This is a genomic window from uncultured Bifidobacterium sp., assembly GCF_959020155.1.
Lineage (GTDB): Bacteria > Actinomycetota > Actinomycetes > Actinomycetales > Bifidobacteriaceae > Bifidobacterium.
On sequence record NZ_CAUERC010000001.1, the window covers coordinates 25,945 to 43,818 of the forward strand.

Below are 17,874 nucleotides of genomic sequence, written 5' to 3' on the forward strand. Positions count from 1 at the left end.
TTCATAGGGAATGTCGGGGGCGCTGGTCGAACGGAAATCAAGGCCCTCCATATCGTTTTCTGCCGACTTCCGTTCGAAGCAATCCCAGAGAACGATAGAGAGACAACGAATTAGGGAACCATCATTATGAAGAAAAGCCTTGTATCCAAGGCCGCTGCCCTCGTGGGCGCCCTTGCCATGACTTTCGGTTTCGCCGCATGTGGCCAGACCAACACCGCCGACTCCTCCAACTCCAACACCTCCGACCTCAAGAAGGTCACTTTCATGCTTTCCTGGGCACCCGATACCAACCACATCGGCGTGTACGTGGCCAAGAACAAGGGCTACTTCAAGGACGCCGGCCTTGACGTGGATATCGTGGCCGTGGCCCAGGCCGGTGCCGAACAGGCCGTGAACAACGGTGTGGCCGACTTCGCCCTGTCCAACCTGACCAACGTGGGCGTCTACACGCTGAAGGGCGCTCACATCAAGCAGGTGCTGCAGGTGCAGCAGAAGCCGAGCGCCATTTGGTGCGCACTGGCGTCCAACACCGCCGTCAAGTCCCCTAAGGATTTGGATGGCAAGACCTTCGCCACCTTCGGCTCCAACGAGTCCGATGCCGTGGTGCGCCGCATGATCCAAACCGATGGTGGCAAGGGCGAATTCGACAAGGTGACCGTCGGCACCTCCACCTTCCAGACCATGGAATCCGGCAAGGCCGATTTCGGCGGCTTCTACGCCACGTGGGAAGGCGTGCAAGCCGACATGTACGGCCCGAAGCTCAACTGCTTCACCGAGCCTGACTATGGCGTGCCCGGCAACGCCGACACCATCGGCATCATCACCAACAACAAGACCATCAAGAACAATCCCGACCTGGTCAAGAAGTTCACTCAGGCCACTCAAAAGGGTTACGAGTACGCGTACGCCAACCCGGATGACGCCGCGCAGATTCTCGTGGACGAAGCCCCTGACGCCAACCTCAAGCCCGAATTCGTCAAGAAGAGCATGCAGGTTATCGTCGACGGCCAGTACTGGGGCGATCCGGCCAAGATCAAGGACGGCTCTTTCGTGCTCGGCACCAACGACTTCAAGGGCGCTCAGGAATACTTCGACTTCCTGGCTGAAGAAGACGCATACACCGACAGTCATGACAAGATAATTCATGAGGCCCCACAGGCCAAGGACCTTGCCACCGACGAATTCATCGGCAAGTAATTTCCGATATTCCGAGTTTGAATCTACGCAAAAATGCGTCCTTCCCATGAGGAAAGGACGCATTTTTGCGTATCGGCCGATAAGGTTATTCATAGCGGATTACGCTAACAAGGAGACGATTCTATGGTCCAATGTCCTGACCGCATTATTGCCAGCATAGATACGGGTGTTGATGATGCGTTGGCGTTGGCGTATTTGTTGGGGTCGACGGATGAGTGCGAGTTGGGTGGCGTGATTGCCGGTTATGGCAATGTGGATGCGAACACGGCTTATGCCAATACTTGCGCGGTGCTTGATTTGTTTGGTCGGGCGGATATTCCAGTGTTTTTAGGGTCTGAGCATCCTTCTTGGGCTGATGCGTTTATTCCTGATGCAGGGTGTGCCCAGTTCCATGGGGATGATGGACTGGGGAATACTCGGCTGGCAGGGTCCGGGGCTCTGGCTGATGGAGCTTGTGTGCCTAGTGATGATATGTCTGTGGATGTGCCCGATGAGGTTGTTTCTGTTGGCGGGTATTTGGCGGGGGATGTTCATGCTCATCCGGCGTTGGGTGCTTGTTCTCGTGTGAACCGCTCTCAGTCGGTGGACCATCCCCAGTCGGCTATGCCGACAGCTCTCGCCAGCGGGGGCAAAAGGAGGTGCTCCGTTGATGCTGCGGATGGGATTGAGTATCTGATTGAGCAGGTTCGCGAGTTTGGCCGAGACGTTACCGTGCTGGCTACCGGGCCGTTGACGGATGTGGATGCGGCTATTACTCGAGCACCGGATATTGCATCGAAACTCAGGCTGGTGATGATGGGCGGTACGCTTACCCAACCCGGTAATTGTTGGGATGCGGTAGCTGAGACGAATATCATCCAAGACCCTGAGGCCGCGAATCGTGTATTTCATTCCGGCGCAGACATCACAATGGTGGGACTTGATGTGACTCACCAGTGTTTGCTACCGCAATCGGCGGCCGACCGGTGGCGTGCGACGGGGACCAAGCGCGGGCGGTTCTTGGCTGATCTCGCGGACTTTTCCATCAAGGCAAATTTGGAAGCCGACCCCGCACTGTTCTCTGGCGGCATGCCGTTGCATGATCCGTTGGCGGCGGCGGTTGCACTTGATTCTTCACTGGTCGATTGTTTTGATCTTGCGTTGCGCGCGGAGACCAATACCGGTGATTTCAATGGAGTACGAGGCCGGACCACCGGAGACCCGGTTGGGCTGGTGAATCATTCCATGCCGCATGTGCATGTGGCACTTGGTGTGGATTCGGGACGTTTTTTGGATGAGTTTGTAGAGAGGATGGCTGAGGTGTGCCGGTAACTCCCCTCAGTCCGCTACACGGGCAGCTCGACCGCAATTACGGACAAGCTGCCGCTCGCATTCTTCTGGCTCGACTCTCGTCTCGACTTCGCCTACAAACAGTCCACCGGGCGTTTGCTTTACGGCTCAGCCCGTCAGAGGGGGCCTAACAAGGACTATTTCACACCGCCGAATCGGCGATCGCGGTGGATGTAATGGTCGATGGAGCGCCATAGCACGTCACGGCCGCAGTCCGGGAAAAGTTCGGGCACGAAGTCGAGCTCGGCGTAGGCGGCCTCCCACGGCAGGAAGTTGGAGGTGCGCTGTTCGCCGGAAGTACGGATCACCAAGTCGCAATCGGGAATGTCCGGATTGTACAGATGGTCGGCAATCATCTTCTCAGTCACACGGTCGCCGGAAATCTTGCCATCGCGCACTTCGCGAGCGATGGCGGCGCAGGCGTCGGCGATTTCAGCACGGCCACCATAGTTGATGCAGAACACCACATCGATGACCTTGTTGTTCTTGGTGCGCTCCTCGGCGGCTTCAAGCTCGTCGATCACCGACTTCCACAGCTTGGGGCGACGGCCGGACCAGCGCACGCGCACACCCCACTCGTCCATCTGTTCCACACGGCGGTGGATGATTTCACGCGAGAAACCCATGAGGAAGCGCACTTCCTGTGGCGAGCGCTTCCAGTTTTCAGTGGAGAACGTGTACAGGCTCAAATACCGTACACCGGCTTCGATGGCACCGGCGATAGTGTCGAACACCACCGGTTCGGCGGCCTGATGGCCATTGGTGCGGACCATGCCGCGCTGCTTGGCCCAACGACCATTACCGTCCATAATCACACCGATATGGCGGGGTACCTTGTTCTTGGGGAAGTCGGGAATACGAGCGGGGTCGCTGAACGGAGCTGCGGGAATGTCCAACGACGTGTAATCAACGTTCTCAAAAGCCATACTCATGAATCTATCAAGCGCAGCGAACGAATCGGGCGTTCGAGGTAATACTCCCCCCAATCTTCAACCAACTCCTGCACAACCCGCTCCACAGGCGCGGCATCAAGCACCGACCAATCGCCACGAATCAGTGCATCGAACTGGTTTAACACGAACGGTGCGATACGGCGCGCATCGGTAGTGTGGTCGGCTTCGCACATCACACCGCCGGACGCGATGGACAGGTACGCCGGCTCCGCCTTGCCGCATACCACGCAAGTGCCCAATCGTGGCGTCCAACCGGCCAAGGCCAAGGCGCGCATCACATAGGAGTCGCCTATGGCTTGCGGGGCGTGGGATTGTTTGGCGAGCGCGTTCAACGCGCCGATGAGCAGCCGATATTGGTTCGGCAGCTGCTCATGTTCGGTGCTGGCGATTTTATCGATAGTCTCAACGATGACGTTGGCGGCCTCATACGCCGCATAATCCGCCGCGATCGGAGCACCATAAGCGGCGACCGCTTCAGCTTGGGAGACCACGTCAAGCGAGCGGCCTTCAGCGATAAGCACATCGACTCGCATGAACGGCTCGAGCCTGGCACCAAAGCGTGATTTGGTGCGACGTACGCCTTTGGCGACCGCCCGAATCTTGCCATGCCCACGCGTCAGGATGGTGATGATACGATCAGCCTCGCCCAGTTTGGAGGTGCGCAACACCACACCTTCGTCTCGGTACAGCGACATCTCATCTCCTTTCCCCGCGACGCCTGGCAGACTCTACTCAATGAAGTAGTCAGTAAATAAACAGACCCCAGAAGGCGAACACCAACAGTATGTACAGCATGGTGAAGGCCACCAGCCAGAACAGGATTCGGCCCAGACGGGTGGAGGCCAGTACCGGGTCAGCACCGGTGACGATGTCTCGAACGGATTCGCGACGAGGGGGTATCTGAATCAGGCCGCGGACGGAAGCGACTTCTATCAGATGCATAAAGACGCGGGACCAAGCCCATAGCACCAGCACGGACACCACTTGGATGACCGGCCAGCTCCAATACATGACACCCGGCGTCTCGGTAGGTGCGCTACCCCATGCAAGTTTGACCACGCCCATGATCACCTGTCCGAGTCCGGCGAAGAAGATGAGCAATGTGGCAAGAGTGGTGAGGGTCAAAGTCAGCAGCGCATTGCCGAAACCATGTGCGAAACCGAGTACCACAGGCCGTTCCGGTATCAGCATGCCCGCACGTTTGGCCTCGCGCTTCTCTCGCCGCCATCGGGCATCCGCCGCGATTTTGCGACCCAGCGCCACCAGTGCCAGCACGATGGATGCGAGCAGCAGCAGTACCACCGTGACGTGCAGAATCACACCATAAATGGTGCCGACGCGTCTTGCCTTCAAAGCGCCCGGCAGACCGATTGATTGGTACAGATTGGTGCCGGCCACCTTTTCACTGGTCTGCGTGAGTCCGGCGGAAGTGCCGACGGCCCAGTCGATGAGATCGTCCACATAGGCGTCCGCAAACGGGGTGCCCGCTTCGGACTCATCTCCCAAGCGCAGCACATGGTTGGCGACCGGGTAGCTGCGCACGGTCATATTCCAGTTATCGGCTTTGTGGGCGTTGTAGAGAATCGCACGCACACCGTCGACCTGCGCCGTCATCACGTCTTTCGAACCGTAAGCCACATAGGTGGGTACGGCGTAGGCGGCGGGTTTGAGTGTGGCGAGGTCGAAATTGTTCAGTCCGAACAGGCCGGTGTCCGCGCTGAACACACGTTGGACGATGGATTGATAGCCTTCGTTCGCGCCAACAAGGGTGAAGTCCTGGGTGACGAAAAATCCCAGTGATTGGCGTGGGCTGAACACCATCGGGCTCAGGAGAATCTGGAAGGCGACGTCCGGATCGTCCTCGAGCAGATACGAGGAGATCCATGTCGATTCGGAGGTGGCATAGATGCCGACCTTGGCCTCGTCTACATCGCTTTGGTCTCGCAGGTATTCGATGACCTGATCATAAGCCTTGGCTGAGGCCGGATAATCGCGGTTGATGTCGGTGGTGTTCCAGACGGGTTTGTCGAGCACTGCGGTCACAAAGCCGGCCGAAGCCATACCGGAGGCCACGTCGCCAAAGGAGTTGTCACAGGTGCCGTATCCGGCACCGTGCATGAACACCACGCCGGGGCGCTTGCCTGATGCGTTCTGAGGTTCCCGAATCAATACCTTGATAGCTTGGACGCCGTCCGCATTGGCCTTGCCCCGAGCACCGGACTCCTTGGTCAGATTGCCGTCGCTGGTCATGTTCAGCGTGATGTATCGCTCGGTGACCTCATACGTGCCTTTTGCCGGCAGCGTTTCTCCGGACGGGTTATCGAAGGTGACTTCGGTATCGTCGGTGAGCGTGGCCATCGACTGGCCGGTGGGTTCGATGTTCCAAGGCACCGTGGTCAGATTGGAAATGGAGACCAGCACGCCAATCAGGATAATGAAGATGGGCAGGCTGACCATCAGCCGGTGGGTGCTGGTCCACGGCTTGGATCGAACAGTCAGGCGATGCTCTTCTTCTTGCGGCACGTGCGCTATTGTAATCTGACCGCGATATTTATGCCGAGGGCCTATTCGGCCGAATCAGTGACCGGGGTGCTGGATTGGGACCACGACCGGGCCGGTGGAATTGACGGGGACTTGACCGTCGGCCTCCATTTGGGCGGCGATATCGTTCGCTATGGTGAGCAGCGTGTCGACGATCTGGTCTTCGGGCACGGTCTTGATGACCTTGCCCTTGATGAAGATCTGGCCCTTGCCATTGCCGGAGGCCACGCCGAGGTCGGCTTCGCGTGCCTCGCCCGGACCGTTGACGATGCAACCCATGACGGCCACTCGGATCGGCGCGGTCACGTCCTTCAGGCCTTCGGTGACGGCGGAGGCGAGCTGGATCACATCCACTTGGGCGCGGCCGCAGCTCGGGCAGGAGATGATGTCGAACTTGCGGGGGCGCAATCCCATGTATTCCAAGAGTTTGCAACCCACCTTGACCTCTTCGGCCGGCGGCGCGGAGAGAGACACGCGAATCGTGTCGCCAATGCCCTCGGCCAAGAGCGCACCGAACGCCAGGCAGGATTTGATGGTGCCTTGCCAAGCAGGGCCGGCCTCGGTGACGCCGAGGTGCAGCGGCCAATCGCCCTTGGAAGCGAGCAGTCGGTACGTTTCGACCATGGTGATGACGTCATGGTGTTTGACGGAGATCTTGAAATCGTGGAAGCCGACGTCCTCGAACATGTGCGCTTCCTTCAAGGCGGAGGCCACCAGCGCTTCCGGAGTCGGGCCACCGTATTTGGCGTAGAGTTCCTTGTCCAGCGAGCCGGCGTTCACACCGATACGCAGCGAGATGCCTGCGTCGGTGGCGGCCTTGCAGATGTCCGGGCCGACTTCGTCGAACTTACGGATGTTGCCGGGGTTCACGCGCACGGCCGCGCAGCCGGCGTCGATGGCCTGGAACACGTATTTGGACTGGAAGTGGATATCGGCGATGACCGGAATCGGCGATTTGCGGCAGATTTCCGGCAGTGCGTCGGCATCGTCCTGACTCGGCACGGCCACGCGCACGATGTCGCAGCCGGCGGCGGTCAGTTCGGCGATCTGCTGCAACGTGGCAGGTACGTTGGCCGTGAGCGTGTTGGTCATCGACTGCACGGAGATGGGCGCTCCCCCGCCCACCGGCACCGGACCCACCATGATGCGGCGGGACTTGCGGCGCGGGTGCAAGGGCGATTCGCTGGTCAGGTCGACCGGATCACCGGTTTTGCGGAACGGCTTTTCGATGGGATTTTCCGTATTCAAGGTATTCATCATTGCTTGTTTATCAGGTCGTCGGCGCGTCGGCGGGCTTCAAGCTCAAGCTGGTTCATTTCCTCCACGTCCGTGAACAGCGGGTTACCACGAAGCTCGGCGTCCATCTGGTCCAGCACGGCTTTGACCGTGTCCACGATGCCGAGGTATGGCAGACGATGCTCGAGGAAGGCATGCACGGCCTGTTCATTGGCAGCATTGAGCACCGCCGTATGCTTCTCGGAGGCGGCCAGGCAGTGGCGGGCCAGTTGCACGGCAGGGAACGCCTCATCGTCCAACGGTTCAAAGGTCCAAGTTGCGGCTTTCGTCCAGTCGCACGCGGCGGCCACATTGGTCATGCGGTCCGGCGCGGACAGACCCAGCGCGATGGGCAGACGCATGTCTGGCGGCGAAGCTTGGCAAATCGTGGCGCCGTCCACAAATTCAACCATGGAATGGACGATGGACTGCGGGTGCACGGTCACGTCGATGCGTTCAGGCGGCACGTTGAACAAGCGGGACGCCTCGATGACTTCGAGGCCCTTGTTCATCAGTGTGGAGGAGTTGATGGTGACAACCGGCCCCATGTTCCACGTCGGATGATGCAGCGCCTGCTCGGGAGTGATGTTCTCCATGTCGGCACGTTTCCAGCCGCGGAACGGTCCGCCGGAGGCGGTGACCACAAGCTTGGCGACTTCGGCGTGGGTTCCGGAGCGCAGGGATTGCCAGATGGCGGAATGCTCGGAATCGACCGGGTTGATTTGGTTCTCGCGCACTTGCGCGCTGAACAGCAGATGCCCGCCCGCGACTACGGACTCCTTGTTGGCCAATGCCAGCTGGGAACCGGCCTTGAGCGCCGCGATCGACGGTTCGAGTCCGATGGAGCCGGTGATGCCGTTCAATACGACATTCGCACCGGAGCCGGCCATGGCGATGACCGAATCCGGACCGCCGGTCACGCGGACACCTTGTGCGCCGGCCTGTGCGAGAGCTGCTTGCAGCGCTGGAACCTTGGTCTCATCAAACACCGCGACTTCGGACACATGGAACTGTGCGGCCTGTTGCGCCAGCAGCTCGATATGTGCTCCGCCCGCCGCCAGACCGGTGACGGTAAATCGTTCAGGATGACGCGAGATGACGTCAAGTCCTTGGGTGCCGATGGATCCGGTGGATCCGAGAATGATGACAGTGGAGTTGGAGGCTATGCTCACTGTTCCTTCTTCGTATCGTCATTGTTCAGTGCGGGGAACGACAGGTCGGGGATATCCGAATCGAAGTTACCGCCAAGCGGGAACAGCAGCGGGAACGAATCGCTGGAATCGTGCTTATCCTGTGACGGCTGAGCTGCTTCCGTGTCATGGGAGGCGGCAACGTATTCAGATGATTCCGCAGCCGGACGGGAGATCGTGCTGTCTGCAGGCTGACTATCGGATACGCGAACCGGAATGGAGTTCGTGTTACGATCCGGCTTGCTGGTGGGAGCAAAGGAGACCGGCATAGCAGCGGACGCAGCCTCGTCAGCAGTGCTATTCACAGGCTGTACTGCCGGGGCGGAGGGTGCCGGGGATGAAACCGAACCCGGTACCTCATTCAATTTCAGCGCATTCGGTGCATCAAGGCTGGGCATCTTAGGAGCGAAGGACGGTGCATCCACTGCCGGAAGTTCCTGAGAAACCGCAGCCATGTGGGCGAGAGCGGCCAAAGAGGAATCGTTCTGCACCATATCCACGGGCTGTTCCGCGAACACCGACGGGGTCGATGACGGAGCTGCGGGTTCGTGAGCTGCCTGTGCCGGAGCAAACGAGGGGACGCTGCCAGCGGTCACACCGGAAACCGGCGCGGACGGGGCACTGACGGGAGGCTCAGCCGCAGCAACTGCGGTAGGAGCCACGGAAGGCGTCTCGGAGACGGGCTTCGCCGCAGACTCGTTGGACGCATGCACCAGGTATGCTGCGGGAGCAAAGGAAACCGGCTGTTCCGCATTGGTGCTATTGGTGCTTGTGGAAGCATCGAACGATGCAGGAGCCGACGCATAGGCAATCGGTGCCGCCGCGGCCGGCGCTGCGGGAGCAACCGGAGCCGGAGCAGTGAACAAGCTCTGCTCGGCCTGATGCAGGGCATCGAATGATTCGTCATGAGCAACGGCAGCCGGAGCAAAACGTTCGTCAGTTGCCGGGCGCTGCGTTCCGGAAGCGAACAACGGTGAGACGCCGTTCGCTTGAACGGTCACGTTCGTGGCGGTCTGGGCAGGAGCCGCAGGCTCGCCGGACACGAAATCGGCCACACGGGCATAGGATTCCAAGCGACTCAGCAACTGTACGCAGGCGTTCAGGAAGTAATCGACCTGTCGCTCGTCATAGCCTTTCTTGCCCTTGCGCTGGGTGAAGATCACATTGTTGACCGTATTCGCATTGAGATCGGCCAAAGACCGTACATCGTCTTCGGTAACGCCGTCAACGCCCAATGCGGCCGCCGCCTTGTCCACAATCTGGTCGACCAGACGATCCACCTGCTTCTTATCGTACGAAGGCTGCTTGGGCGCTCCGGACTTGAAGCGTTCGCGCTCGTTACGCTCCGCATGGTTCTGGACTTCGTGATACAGCTTCTCGGTCTTCGCCTTCCACGTCACACGCCCGTGCTGTGCGATCTCCCATGTGGTCTGCTTATCGACCACGGCACGTTCCAGACGTCCAAGCGCGGCGTCAACCTGTGCGATCACATAGCCGTTCTTGCGCAAATCAAAGGACACGTTCTGAATGTCATGCTGGGTGAGATTCATGCCCTCGCTGTCATACAAAGCATGGGCGCGCTCCAGGAAAGCGTCCACCTGAGCGGGGTCATACCCCCACTTGCGCTTGCCCGCACGTGCGATGCCCGACTTGCCGTCCCCTTCACGAAGTTCCTGCGCCATCGGCTATTCGACCTCCTGCTGGATATAAACACTCTGCCACAACTTTACGTGACTATTGAGACGCATCTGACCAAGAAGACCGAAATTCACGATTTTGTAGCAGTACTGCCGGTTTCCTTCTGCACGCATCTCATTGAGATTTCAGAACCCTTGCCGAAGACTGTCAGGGAATATCGTCACAGCCTATATCCGTGGAATGAGGGGATTCCATGAAGCGATGAAAAATGAAAGTGGGCAATGAGGGACTCGAACCCCCGACATCCACCGTGTAAAGGTGGCGCTCTAACCAACTGAGCTAATTGCCCGCAAATGACAACAATAGCGTATGGCCGGCACTACGCGACACGTGGTGTCGCATACGCGTGCCGTAGCGCTCAATCGCGATGACATTCAGTCACGCCCAGCAGCACTACGCAGCACACGACGCCGGTCAACACGCTTAAAGTCAAGCGTATTGATTGAGGCTTATCAGCGGCCCTTGCCGAATGCGCGCAGGCGGATGCCGTTCCAGTCCGAGCTGACGGTCAGCGGGGTGGCGGCGTTCATACCGGCGGTCTGTGCGGCGGACTGCACGGTGGATGAGCTGGTGGCACCCGGGCGGCCGGGCTTGGGAGTCAGTATCCACAGCGGGCCGTCATTGCCCAGTACCGCGTAGGCGTCAACGATCGTATCGGACAATTCGTCCTCATCATCGCCGTCGCGCCACCATACGATGACGCCGTCCACAGCGGAGTCGTAGTCCTCGTCCACGAGATCCTCGCCCGTGAGCTCTTCAATCTGGGCACGAATGGAATCGTCCACGTCGTCGTCCCAGAGCCACTCCTGGACGATATCGCCGGGCTCGAAACCAAATTCTTCAGCGTTCTGTGATGCCGTTTGATTCACAGGGGACACATTAGCAAGTCTTCGCGAACAAATGCGTTAACGCGGCCGAAAATCGCCGCATTGTGGGCAGACCCATGCGAGTCGTCTCACCAGAAACAACGACTGGCCGCGCGTGTCATGCCTCGCAATGAGGCAAATCGTCGGCCTGCCCCTTGCCGATGGCCACCAACGCCTGATACGCCTCGTTCAGCGTGGCGACCTTGACGTCGCGCAGACCATCCGGCACGCGGCCTGCCACATCCGAACAATTCGACGCGGGGGCCAGGAACCATGTGGCGCCATCGCGCTTGGCGCCAAGCATCTTCAGCTCTATGCCGCCGATTCTGCCGACTTTGCCGTCCTTGTCTATGGTGCCGGTGCCGGCGATGGTCTTGCCGCCGCTCTCGTTGGCGGGGGTGAGTTTGTCGATGAGACCGAGCGTGTACATCATGCCTGCGGACGGCCCGCCGATGCTGTCCACGTGCATCGTCACCTTGGCGTGTTGCAATGCACTGGCGTCAATGTCCAGTTCGTCCGCATGGGCTTTGGCATACGCCAGACCGACGGCACTGGCCGAATCCTGGGAACCGGCCATGTCTTGTTCGACTTTCTTCTGATACTGGTCCGCACTCTGGCCCACCGGTACCGTGGCCTCACGCGGCATGACCTCCACCTGCGGATTGCCCCAACCCCAGACGGCCTGCGCGTTGATGATCGGGTACCCGGGCACGCCGGACGCGTTCACCGTGGTCAGCAGCAGCTTGCCGGAATCCTTATACGTCGTCACGCCGGTACCAGTGATGTCGATAACCGCACCATCCTCAACTTTGCCCAGCACATCCTGGGTGGGTCCGGGCATCTCGATGACGTACGGGCTGGGCAGCAGCAGAATCACCACACCAAGCAACACGGCGAATGCACCGACGAAATGGCGTTTCGAACGAGCGGCCGCATAGGCCCGAGCACGGCTGATTCCACGAGATAGGCGCGAATCATGCTTCACTTCGAACGATGGCATGTGCTCATCTCCCGCTTCCGAATCCGCAGTCGGGCTCTCCTGCTCCTGGACGAGGTCTGGTTCCTGATTCCTGTGGCGTGCAAACATACCCTACAGTGTAAGCGGAGGGCCGAAATCGGCCGAAAACGAACATAAACCGAAAATAATGCTCGGCCACAAGCGAACAGGCCCGGGCAGACCCTACACTTGGGGTAACACACCGCGGCAAAGAAGGATACGCATGGACGACAACGCGATTCACGAGTGGCTGATCAAATGCTTCGGCCCCATTCAGGGTGAGATGGCCTGGCAGCAGATCAGCCAGTTGCCTGAGGAGATCCGTGAACAGCTGATGAGTCAGGACCCCAGCCGACTGCCCAATCCATCTGAAGTCCAGCAGATGATGGCCGCGTTCAGCGCCGGCGGACTCAACACGATGGGTGATATGCAGCGCACTGTCGAGGAAGGGCCGATCAACGTCAAGCTCGCCAAGTCGATTGCCTTGCAGCAGGCCAACGCCTCCGGTTCTGCATCCAGCGTGTCCGCCGTGGATGGCGAGGCGGCTCGCCGCGCGATGAGTGAGGCGAACCTGTGGCTGGATACCGCCTGCGAGTTCAATCCCGCACCCGGCGATCCGGATGTGCTGACCCGCGCCGGCTGGGTGGAGGGCACCATCGACCAGTGGGCGAAGTTCGCAGCTCCTGTGGCCGAGTCGATGAACGACGCTTTGGCTTCGGTGATTTCGGAGCGTCTTGGCGGCGCGTTCGGCGATGGCGAGATTGCCGGCATGTTCGCCGGACCGGTGCCGATTCCGATTCCCGACGGTATGAAAGACCCAGCCCAACTGATGAAGCTGCTGGGCAACACGTCCTTTGCCATGCAGTTGGGGCATGCGGCCGGCAATCTGAGCCATGAAGTGCATGGCAGCTTCGATCAGGGCATCGCGTTGCTGAAGAACCCGGCTGGTGGACTGATTGCCCAGAACGCCACCGAATACGCGAAGATGCTGAACGGTGAGGCTTCTGCGGCCGAGGCCGACACGGCCGGCACTTCAACCGACTCGGTCAATCCGTTCTCCACATCCACCGACGCTTCTGCCAATCCCATTGGCTTCACTTCGGCCGGCAACAGCGATACTCCGGCAACTGACGGTACCGCCCAAGTCTCCGGCTCTGATGCTTCCGCCGATGCCGCCGACGCCGCCGCGTTCGAGGCTGCGCTCTCCGGATTCGAGACCACCGAGAAAATCCCCGAATCTGAAGTGCTTTCCTTCCTGGCCCTGCAGGAAATGGCTCACGCCCGCCTGTACGCCTCGGTACCGTGGCTGATGCCGCGTTTCGAGGCGCTCATCGGCAAGTACGCACGCGGCATCTCCATCGATCTGGATGCGATGGAGGAACAGCTGCGTGACGCCACGTCGATGGATCCGGAGTCGATTTCCGGCGCGGTGAATCTCACCAAGGTCGGCATCCCCGACACTCCCGAACAGCGCGAGGCGCTGGCTTCGCTGGAATCGCTGCTGGCGATGGTCGAGGGCTGGGTGGATTGCGTGGTGTGGCGCGCCGGTATGGCCCATCTGCCTCATATCGAACAGTTGCGTGAGATGATGCGCCGCGAGCGCGCGATGGGTGGCCCCGCCGAGCGTACGTTCGAAAGTCTGCTCGGTTTGCAGCTGCGTCCCAAGCGCATGCGCGAGGCCACCGGGATATGGGAGATGATCACCGCCGCCGAAGGCCCTGAAGGCCGTGACGCCAAGTGGACGCATCCCGATCTGCTGCCTTCGCTGCCTGGCGACAAGCCCGCAGATGGCGCGTCTCCGTCATCCGACGCCCCTTCAGGTTCTTCTTCCGATGCCAACGGTTCCGCTTCTCACCCTGCCGCAGATGGCAAGACCGGCGATATCGATTGGGATGCCGAACTGTCCAAGCTGCTCGGCGAAGATGGCGAAGACGGTGAAAACGGCAACTCGGAGGATACGCAGGCATAGTCAACCGGCCTTCAGCCAATTCCCGCTCCTGAACGTTCAGGAGCATTCAGTATGCATTACAGACGCCCGTCACAAAAATCGTGATGGGCGTCTGCGCTGCGCTCCATAACCATCCTTGGTCCGTGCATACGACAAATGCAGCGAATCCTCAGCTCGGGTGATGCCCACATACATAAGCCGGCGTTCCTCTTCCAGCGCATCCCCCGTTTCCGGCGAACCATACGGCAAGAGCCCTTCCGAACAGCCGATCAGAAACACGTGCTTGAATTCCAGACCCTTGGATGCGTGGATCGTGGAAATCGTAACCCCGAGATCGTCGTTTGCGGCAAGTCCGGTGGCGTCCAAACCCATCGCCTCCAATAGTGCGCGTTTGGACGCGGCATCGTCGGCGAGCGCGGATGATTGCCATCCCGAATCCTTGCGGACGCGATATTTCAGTCTCGCAGCGCGCAAGGCGGCACCGAATACCGGCTGTTGGGCGTTGATGCGGGTGAGGATCGCGCAATCGGACGGCTTGGCCCCGTTGGCAACCAACCGGGCTATGCGTGCCGCCACGCCCTGTGCCTCTTCCATATCGCTCTCATAAGCGGTTCGGGTAACGCGCGGACCGGATTCACGGGCGGAAACCAGTTTCAGGTAATCCTCACGGTTCGGCGCGGCCGCAAGCACCCGGTTGGCGAGGTTCACGACTTCCGGCGTCGAACGATAGTCGGTGTTGAGATTGACATCGGCGGCGAGCGGCCCGAATTCATCGGCGAAACGCAGCAGATCCCAGCTGGAAGCACCGGCAAACGAGTAGATGGTCTGGGCCGGATCGCCCACGACGCATACGTTGCGGTTCATTGCGCTCTTGCCGTCAGGCCCTCCCCCGCCCAGCCACAGGGTCAGCAGCCTGTGTTGCAGGGGCGAGACGTCCTGATACTCGTCGACGGTGAGCCAGCCGATGGTGGAACGAATTTGGGCGGCGGCTTCGGGAAAACCATCCATGATATGGCATACGAGCAACAGAATATCGTCAAAATCGATTTCGCCACGCGAGGTCTTTTCCTGCTCGTAGGCGCTGTAGACGTCGGCGAACCGAGCGGTGTCGAGTCCGGCGGGCGGCTGCCTATGGGCGATGGCACATGCCCGGGCATAATCTTCCACCGCCACCAACGAGATTTTGGCCCAATTGATTTCGGCGAGCACATCGCGAACGGTCAGCGGATCGGCATCGGTACGTGCGGTGGCGCGGATGATCGCGCGGGAGACGACGTCACGCTGATCTTCGATCACATGCGGAAATGGAGCCTCGCATATGTCTGCCCAGACGCTGTTGAGCTGATGCAATGCCGCTGAGTGGAAGGTCGCGGCCGTGACTCCGGCAGTTCCCGCACCCGAACCGGAACGTCCAGTACCTCCCCCTACGCCGAGCTGGCCCAATCGTGCGCGCATTTCCGCCGCCGCTTTTACCGAAAAGGTGACGGCAAGCACCCGCTCCGGCTTCCATGCCCCGGTGGCGCAGGCATAGGCGATTCGCCGCGTGACCGTGCGTGTTTTACCGGCACCTGCGCCGGCGATAATGCGCACCGGCCCTTGCAACGTAGTCGCGGCGGTACGCTGCCGCTCATCGAGCCCCTCAAGAATCCCCTGCGCCTGTTCCATGCGTCCATTGTGGCACGATTCGCGCTCACGGCACGACTCATGCCTATGGCTGAATCGGGCTCACGACAAAACATCGCCAGAATCATGCGTTTTGCGTGTCATTCTGCGGTGCGAATCGCCACGGATGTATTAGTGTGGAAGGGTGATGAAACGTAGCGATTATATGTTGGCGGCACTCGCCTCAGCCGTCCTGCCGAATCTGGGGGTGGCCGGCGTACGCGAGAACGTGCAGGCCAGCGCAACCGACGAGGCCAAAGGCATCGATCAGACCGTGATCCAAGATGCCTCAGGCAAGTTGTACGACGTATACGCCACTGACACCAAGGAAGGGCGTACGCGTCTGATTCGCCGTGTGAAAGCGGCGCAGACACTGGCAGCCGCGCGCGAGCCTGGTGGCCTCGGCTTCGATATGGACCGTGTGGTCGCGTTCGCCCCGGGAGACGTTTCCCGACCCGGCCAGACGGCCACCGCACAGGCCGTGGGGCAGCAGACCCAGGCGGAGTCCACACCGCTGACCCCGCGCAAGCCCGGTCCCACAGGCGAGACGACCGTGATGATTGCCGTCCACCGTGATGGCCAGGCGCGGCCTCTCGACCTGTTGACATTGGATGACTGCGCGGCCGTCGGCACCGCCATCGGAGCCATTCATCGCCTGCCTTCGACTTTTCTGGCCAATGCCAAATATCCGGTAGTTACCACCGGTCAGATTCGTTCGCAGCTGACCGCCTGGATTCGCCGCTTACGCTCCGCCGGCCATGTTCCCCAAGAAATCACCGACAGCTGGGCGCGCATCATGGACACCGAGGGATTGTGGTCGTTCTCCACCTGCACGGTTCACGGCGGATTTTCCGACGGCGACTTCCTGTTCTCCGGTTCCACCATCACCACGGTGACCAACTGGCAGGATATGCAGGTCAACGATCCGGCACGAGACCTTGCCTGGATTTTCGGCAAGCTCGACGAATCCCATCGCAACGCCGTGCTTTCCGCATACGGCCGCATGATGGGCTCTCGACTTGACGATCTCATCATGCTCAGGGCCAACCTGTGGCTGCAGATGGAACAGGTGGGCGAATTCATTCAGGCGTTGAACCGTGCGGACAACGATCACATCATGCAGTTCAAGGCACAGGTCGAACGACTCGCACACCAGTTGGGCGTGATCAAGCACACTCCGGCACCGGCCCCAGCCGCAGGGTCGGCCGCCGCCTCGTCAACGAAGCCCGGTTTGCCTTCCACAATCACCGTCGGCACATTGTTGCAGGACGACCGTCATCAGGCACCCGCACAACCGCAGCAGTCCGACACCGGTACCGCGGCGGCCGAGGTCTCGGACGACACGCCCGATCCCGATCGCACCGGTTCCGCTGACATCGTGGCCGCTGGCGACGTGGATCTTACCCCGGAAGTCGAACCCGATGCTGACCGGACCGCCAATCACCCGCAAGCGAATGTCTCCGGCATCGCAACCGGTACGGGATCGACCAAACCGCAGCCCTCACATGGCGCTTCCCATTCTTCGGTGACGATCACGCTGAAGGAGCTCCTCAGTATGAACGGGCATAGCGGCACGACGTCAACCGACGCTTCCCCTGCGTCTCAATCCGCCGCCCCGACCGACGATGCGGTGAATGACGATACTCCGGACAGTCTCGTTCAGTACGGAGCCTCGAGTGCCCAAACCACGGTGATTCCGCTGTTGGAGCGGGAAGAACGCGCTCTGCGCGATGCCCGTGCCGGGTTGGACGGGTATGACAGCGAGGGCAATCCGCTGGCCGAATCGTCCACATCATCCAAATAATGTCGTGTGCGGTGTTCCGCGCCACGCCGAGCGCGTAACACCGCACATGACGACGCAGACACGCGGCACAATAGAGTACAGAACCTCGGCCGGCGACGGCCACTTACCATGATGTTCGTCACAAAGACGGCAGAACAAGGAGCCTTATATGGATATCGAACTGGGCATTCAGAACGTGGCACGACCGGTGAACTTCAGCACCGACGAATCAGCCGACAATGTGAGCCAGGCCATCGCGCAGGCCGTGGCCGACAACGCGACGATCGATCTGACCGATGACAAGGGCCGTCGCATCATCGTGCCCGCCAAGGCACTCGGTTACGCGATCATCGGCTCCGAAACCAAGCACGCCGTCGGCTTCGGCACGCTGTGACCATGAATCGCGCATAAGCGGCCTTGGGCATTATCTCAAGG

At 60.2% G+C, this 17,874-nt stretch carries 14 protein-coding genes and 1 tRNA gene; 5 read left to right on the top strand and 10 right to left on the bottom strand.

The window, feature by feature from the left end; all coding sequences use genetic code 11:
- Positions 1-126 precede the first annotated feature (126 nt).
- A complete protein-coding gene (locus tag Q5H31_RS00115; protein ID WP_010081279.1) occupies positions 127-1,197 on the top strand; it encodes an ABC transporter substrate-binding protein in 1,071 nt (356 codons plus the stop codon).
- 123 nt (positions 1,198-1,320) lie between these two features.
- Positions 1,321-2,508 carry a nucleoside hydrolase gene (locus Q5H31_RS00120; RefSeq protein ID WP_060662266.1) on the top strand — a complete coding sequence of 396 codons (1,188 nt, stop codon included), beginning with the start codon at positions 1,321-1,323 and terminating at the stop codon, positions 2,506-2,508.
- A 155-nt stretch (positions 2,509-2,663) separates the two neighbouring features.
- On the opposite strand, the gene Q5H31_RS00125 is transcribed toward Q5H31_RS00120, so the two are convergent.
- From Q5H31_RS00125 to Q5H31_RS00165, 9 genes are all read right to left on the bottom strand, one after another.
- Positions 2,664-3,452, bottom strand: coding sequence for an isoprenyl transferase (locus Q5H31_RS00125; protein WP_007055433.1), 789 nt, complete (start codon positions 3,450-3,452; stop codon positions 2,664-2,666).
- Positions 3,453-3,454: 2 nt separating this feature from the next.
- Positions 3,455-4,174, bottom strand: a complete 720-nt coding sequence (gene recO, locus Q5H31_RS00130; protein ID WP_007055411.1) for a DNA repair protein RecO — start codon at positions 4,172-4,174, stop codon at positions 3,455-3,457.
- Between the two features lie 49 nt (positions 4,175-4,223).
- A complete protein-coding gene (locus Q5H31_RS00135) occupies positions 4,224-6,002 on the bottom strand; it encodes a S9 family peptidase (protein ID WP_101629067.1) in 1,779 nt (592 codons plus the stop codon).
- A gap of 54 nt (positions 6,003-6,056) precedes the next feature.
- Complete coding sequence (gene ispG, locus Q5H31_RS00140; RefSeq protein WP_007054049.1) at positions 6,057-7,280, bottom strand: flavodoxin-dependent (E)-4-hydroxy-3-methylbut-2-enyl-diphosphate synthase; 1,224 nt, start codon at positions 7,278-7,280, stop codon at positions 6,057-6,059.
- Positions 7,277-8,467 (bottom strand): 1-deoxy-D-xylulose-5-phosphate reductoisomerase, encoded by a 1,191-nt coding sequence (dxr, locus tag Q5H31_RS00145; protein ID WP_117791710.1) that lies wholly within the window; start codon positions 8,465-8,467, stop codon positions 7,277-7,279. Before dxr ends, ispG begins: the two co-directional genes overlap by 4 nt.
- Positions 8,464-10,167, bottom strand: coding sequence for a DivIVA domain-containing protein (locus Q5H31_RS00150; protein ID WP_302457366.1), 1,704 nt, complete (start codon positions 10,165-10,167; stop codon positions 8,464-8,466). Before Q5H31_RS00150 ends, dxr begins: the two co-directional genes overlap by 4 nt.
- Positions 10,168-10,398: 231 nt before the next feature.
- Positions 10,399-10,472: transfer RNA gene (locus tag Q5H31_RS00155), tRNA-Val, on the bottom strand.
- Between the two features lie 163 nt (positions 10,473-10,635).
- On the bottom strand, positions 10,636-11,052 hold the full coding sequence (locus Q5H31_RS00160; protein ID WP_007058705.1) for a DUF3052 domain-containing protein: 417 nt from the start codon (positions 11,050-11,052) through the stop codon (positions 10,636-10,638).
- Between the two features lie 115 nt (positions 11,053-11,167).
- Positions 11,168-12,049: a S16 family serine protease gene (locus Q5H31_RS00165; RefSeq protein WP_014485489.1), complete on the bottom strand. Its 882-nt coding sequence runs from the start codon at positions 12,047-12,049 to the stop codon at positions 11,168-11,170.
- Between the two features lie 220 nt (positions 12,050-12,269).
- Between Q5H31_RS00165 and Q5H31_RS00170 the strand changes: the two genes are divergently transcribed.
- Entirely contained in the window at positions 12,270-14,015 is a 1,746-nt protein-coding gene (locus tag Q5H31_RS00170) for a zinc-dependent metalloprotease (RefSeq protein WP_007054045.1), read from the top strand.
- A gap of 69 nt (positions 14,016-14,084) precedes the next feature.
- Here Q5H31_RS00170 and Q5H31_RS00175 read toward each other — a convergent pair whose 3' ends face one another.
- Entirely contained in the window at positions 14,085-15,659 is a 1,575-nt protein-coding gene (locus Q5H31_RS00175; protein WP_007054044.1) for an ATP-dependent helicase, read from the bottom strand.
- 145 nt (positions 15,660-15,804) lie between these two features.
- On the opposite strand from Q5H31_RS00175, the gene Q5H31_RS00180 reads away from it, so the two are divergent.
- On the top strand, positions 15,805-17,460 hold the full coding sequence (locus Q5H31_RS00180) for a phosphotransferase (protein ID WP_007054043.1): 1,656 nt from the start codon (positions 15,805-15,807) through the stop codon (positions 17,458-17,460).
- Between the two features lie 148 nt (positions 17,461-17,608).
- Positions 17,609-17,833 (top strand): DUF3107 domain-containing protein, encoded by a 225-nt coding sequence (locus Q5H31_RS00185; RefSeq protein WP_007054042.1) that lies wholly within the window; start codon positions 17,609-17,611, stop codon positions 17,831-17,833.
- Positions 17,834-17,874: the final 41 nt, after the last annotated feature.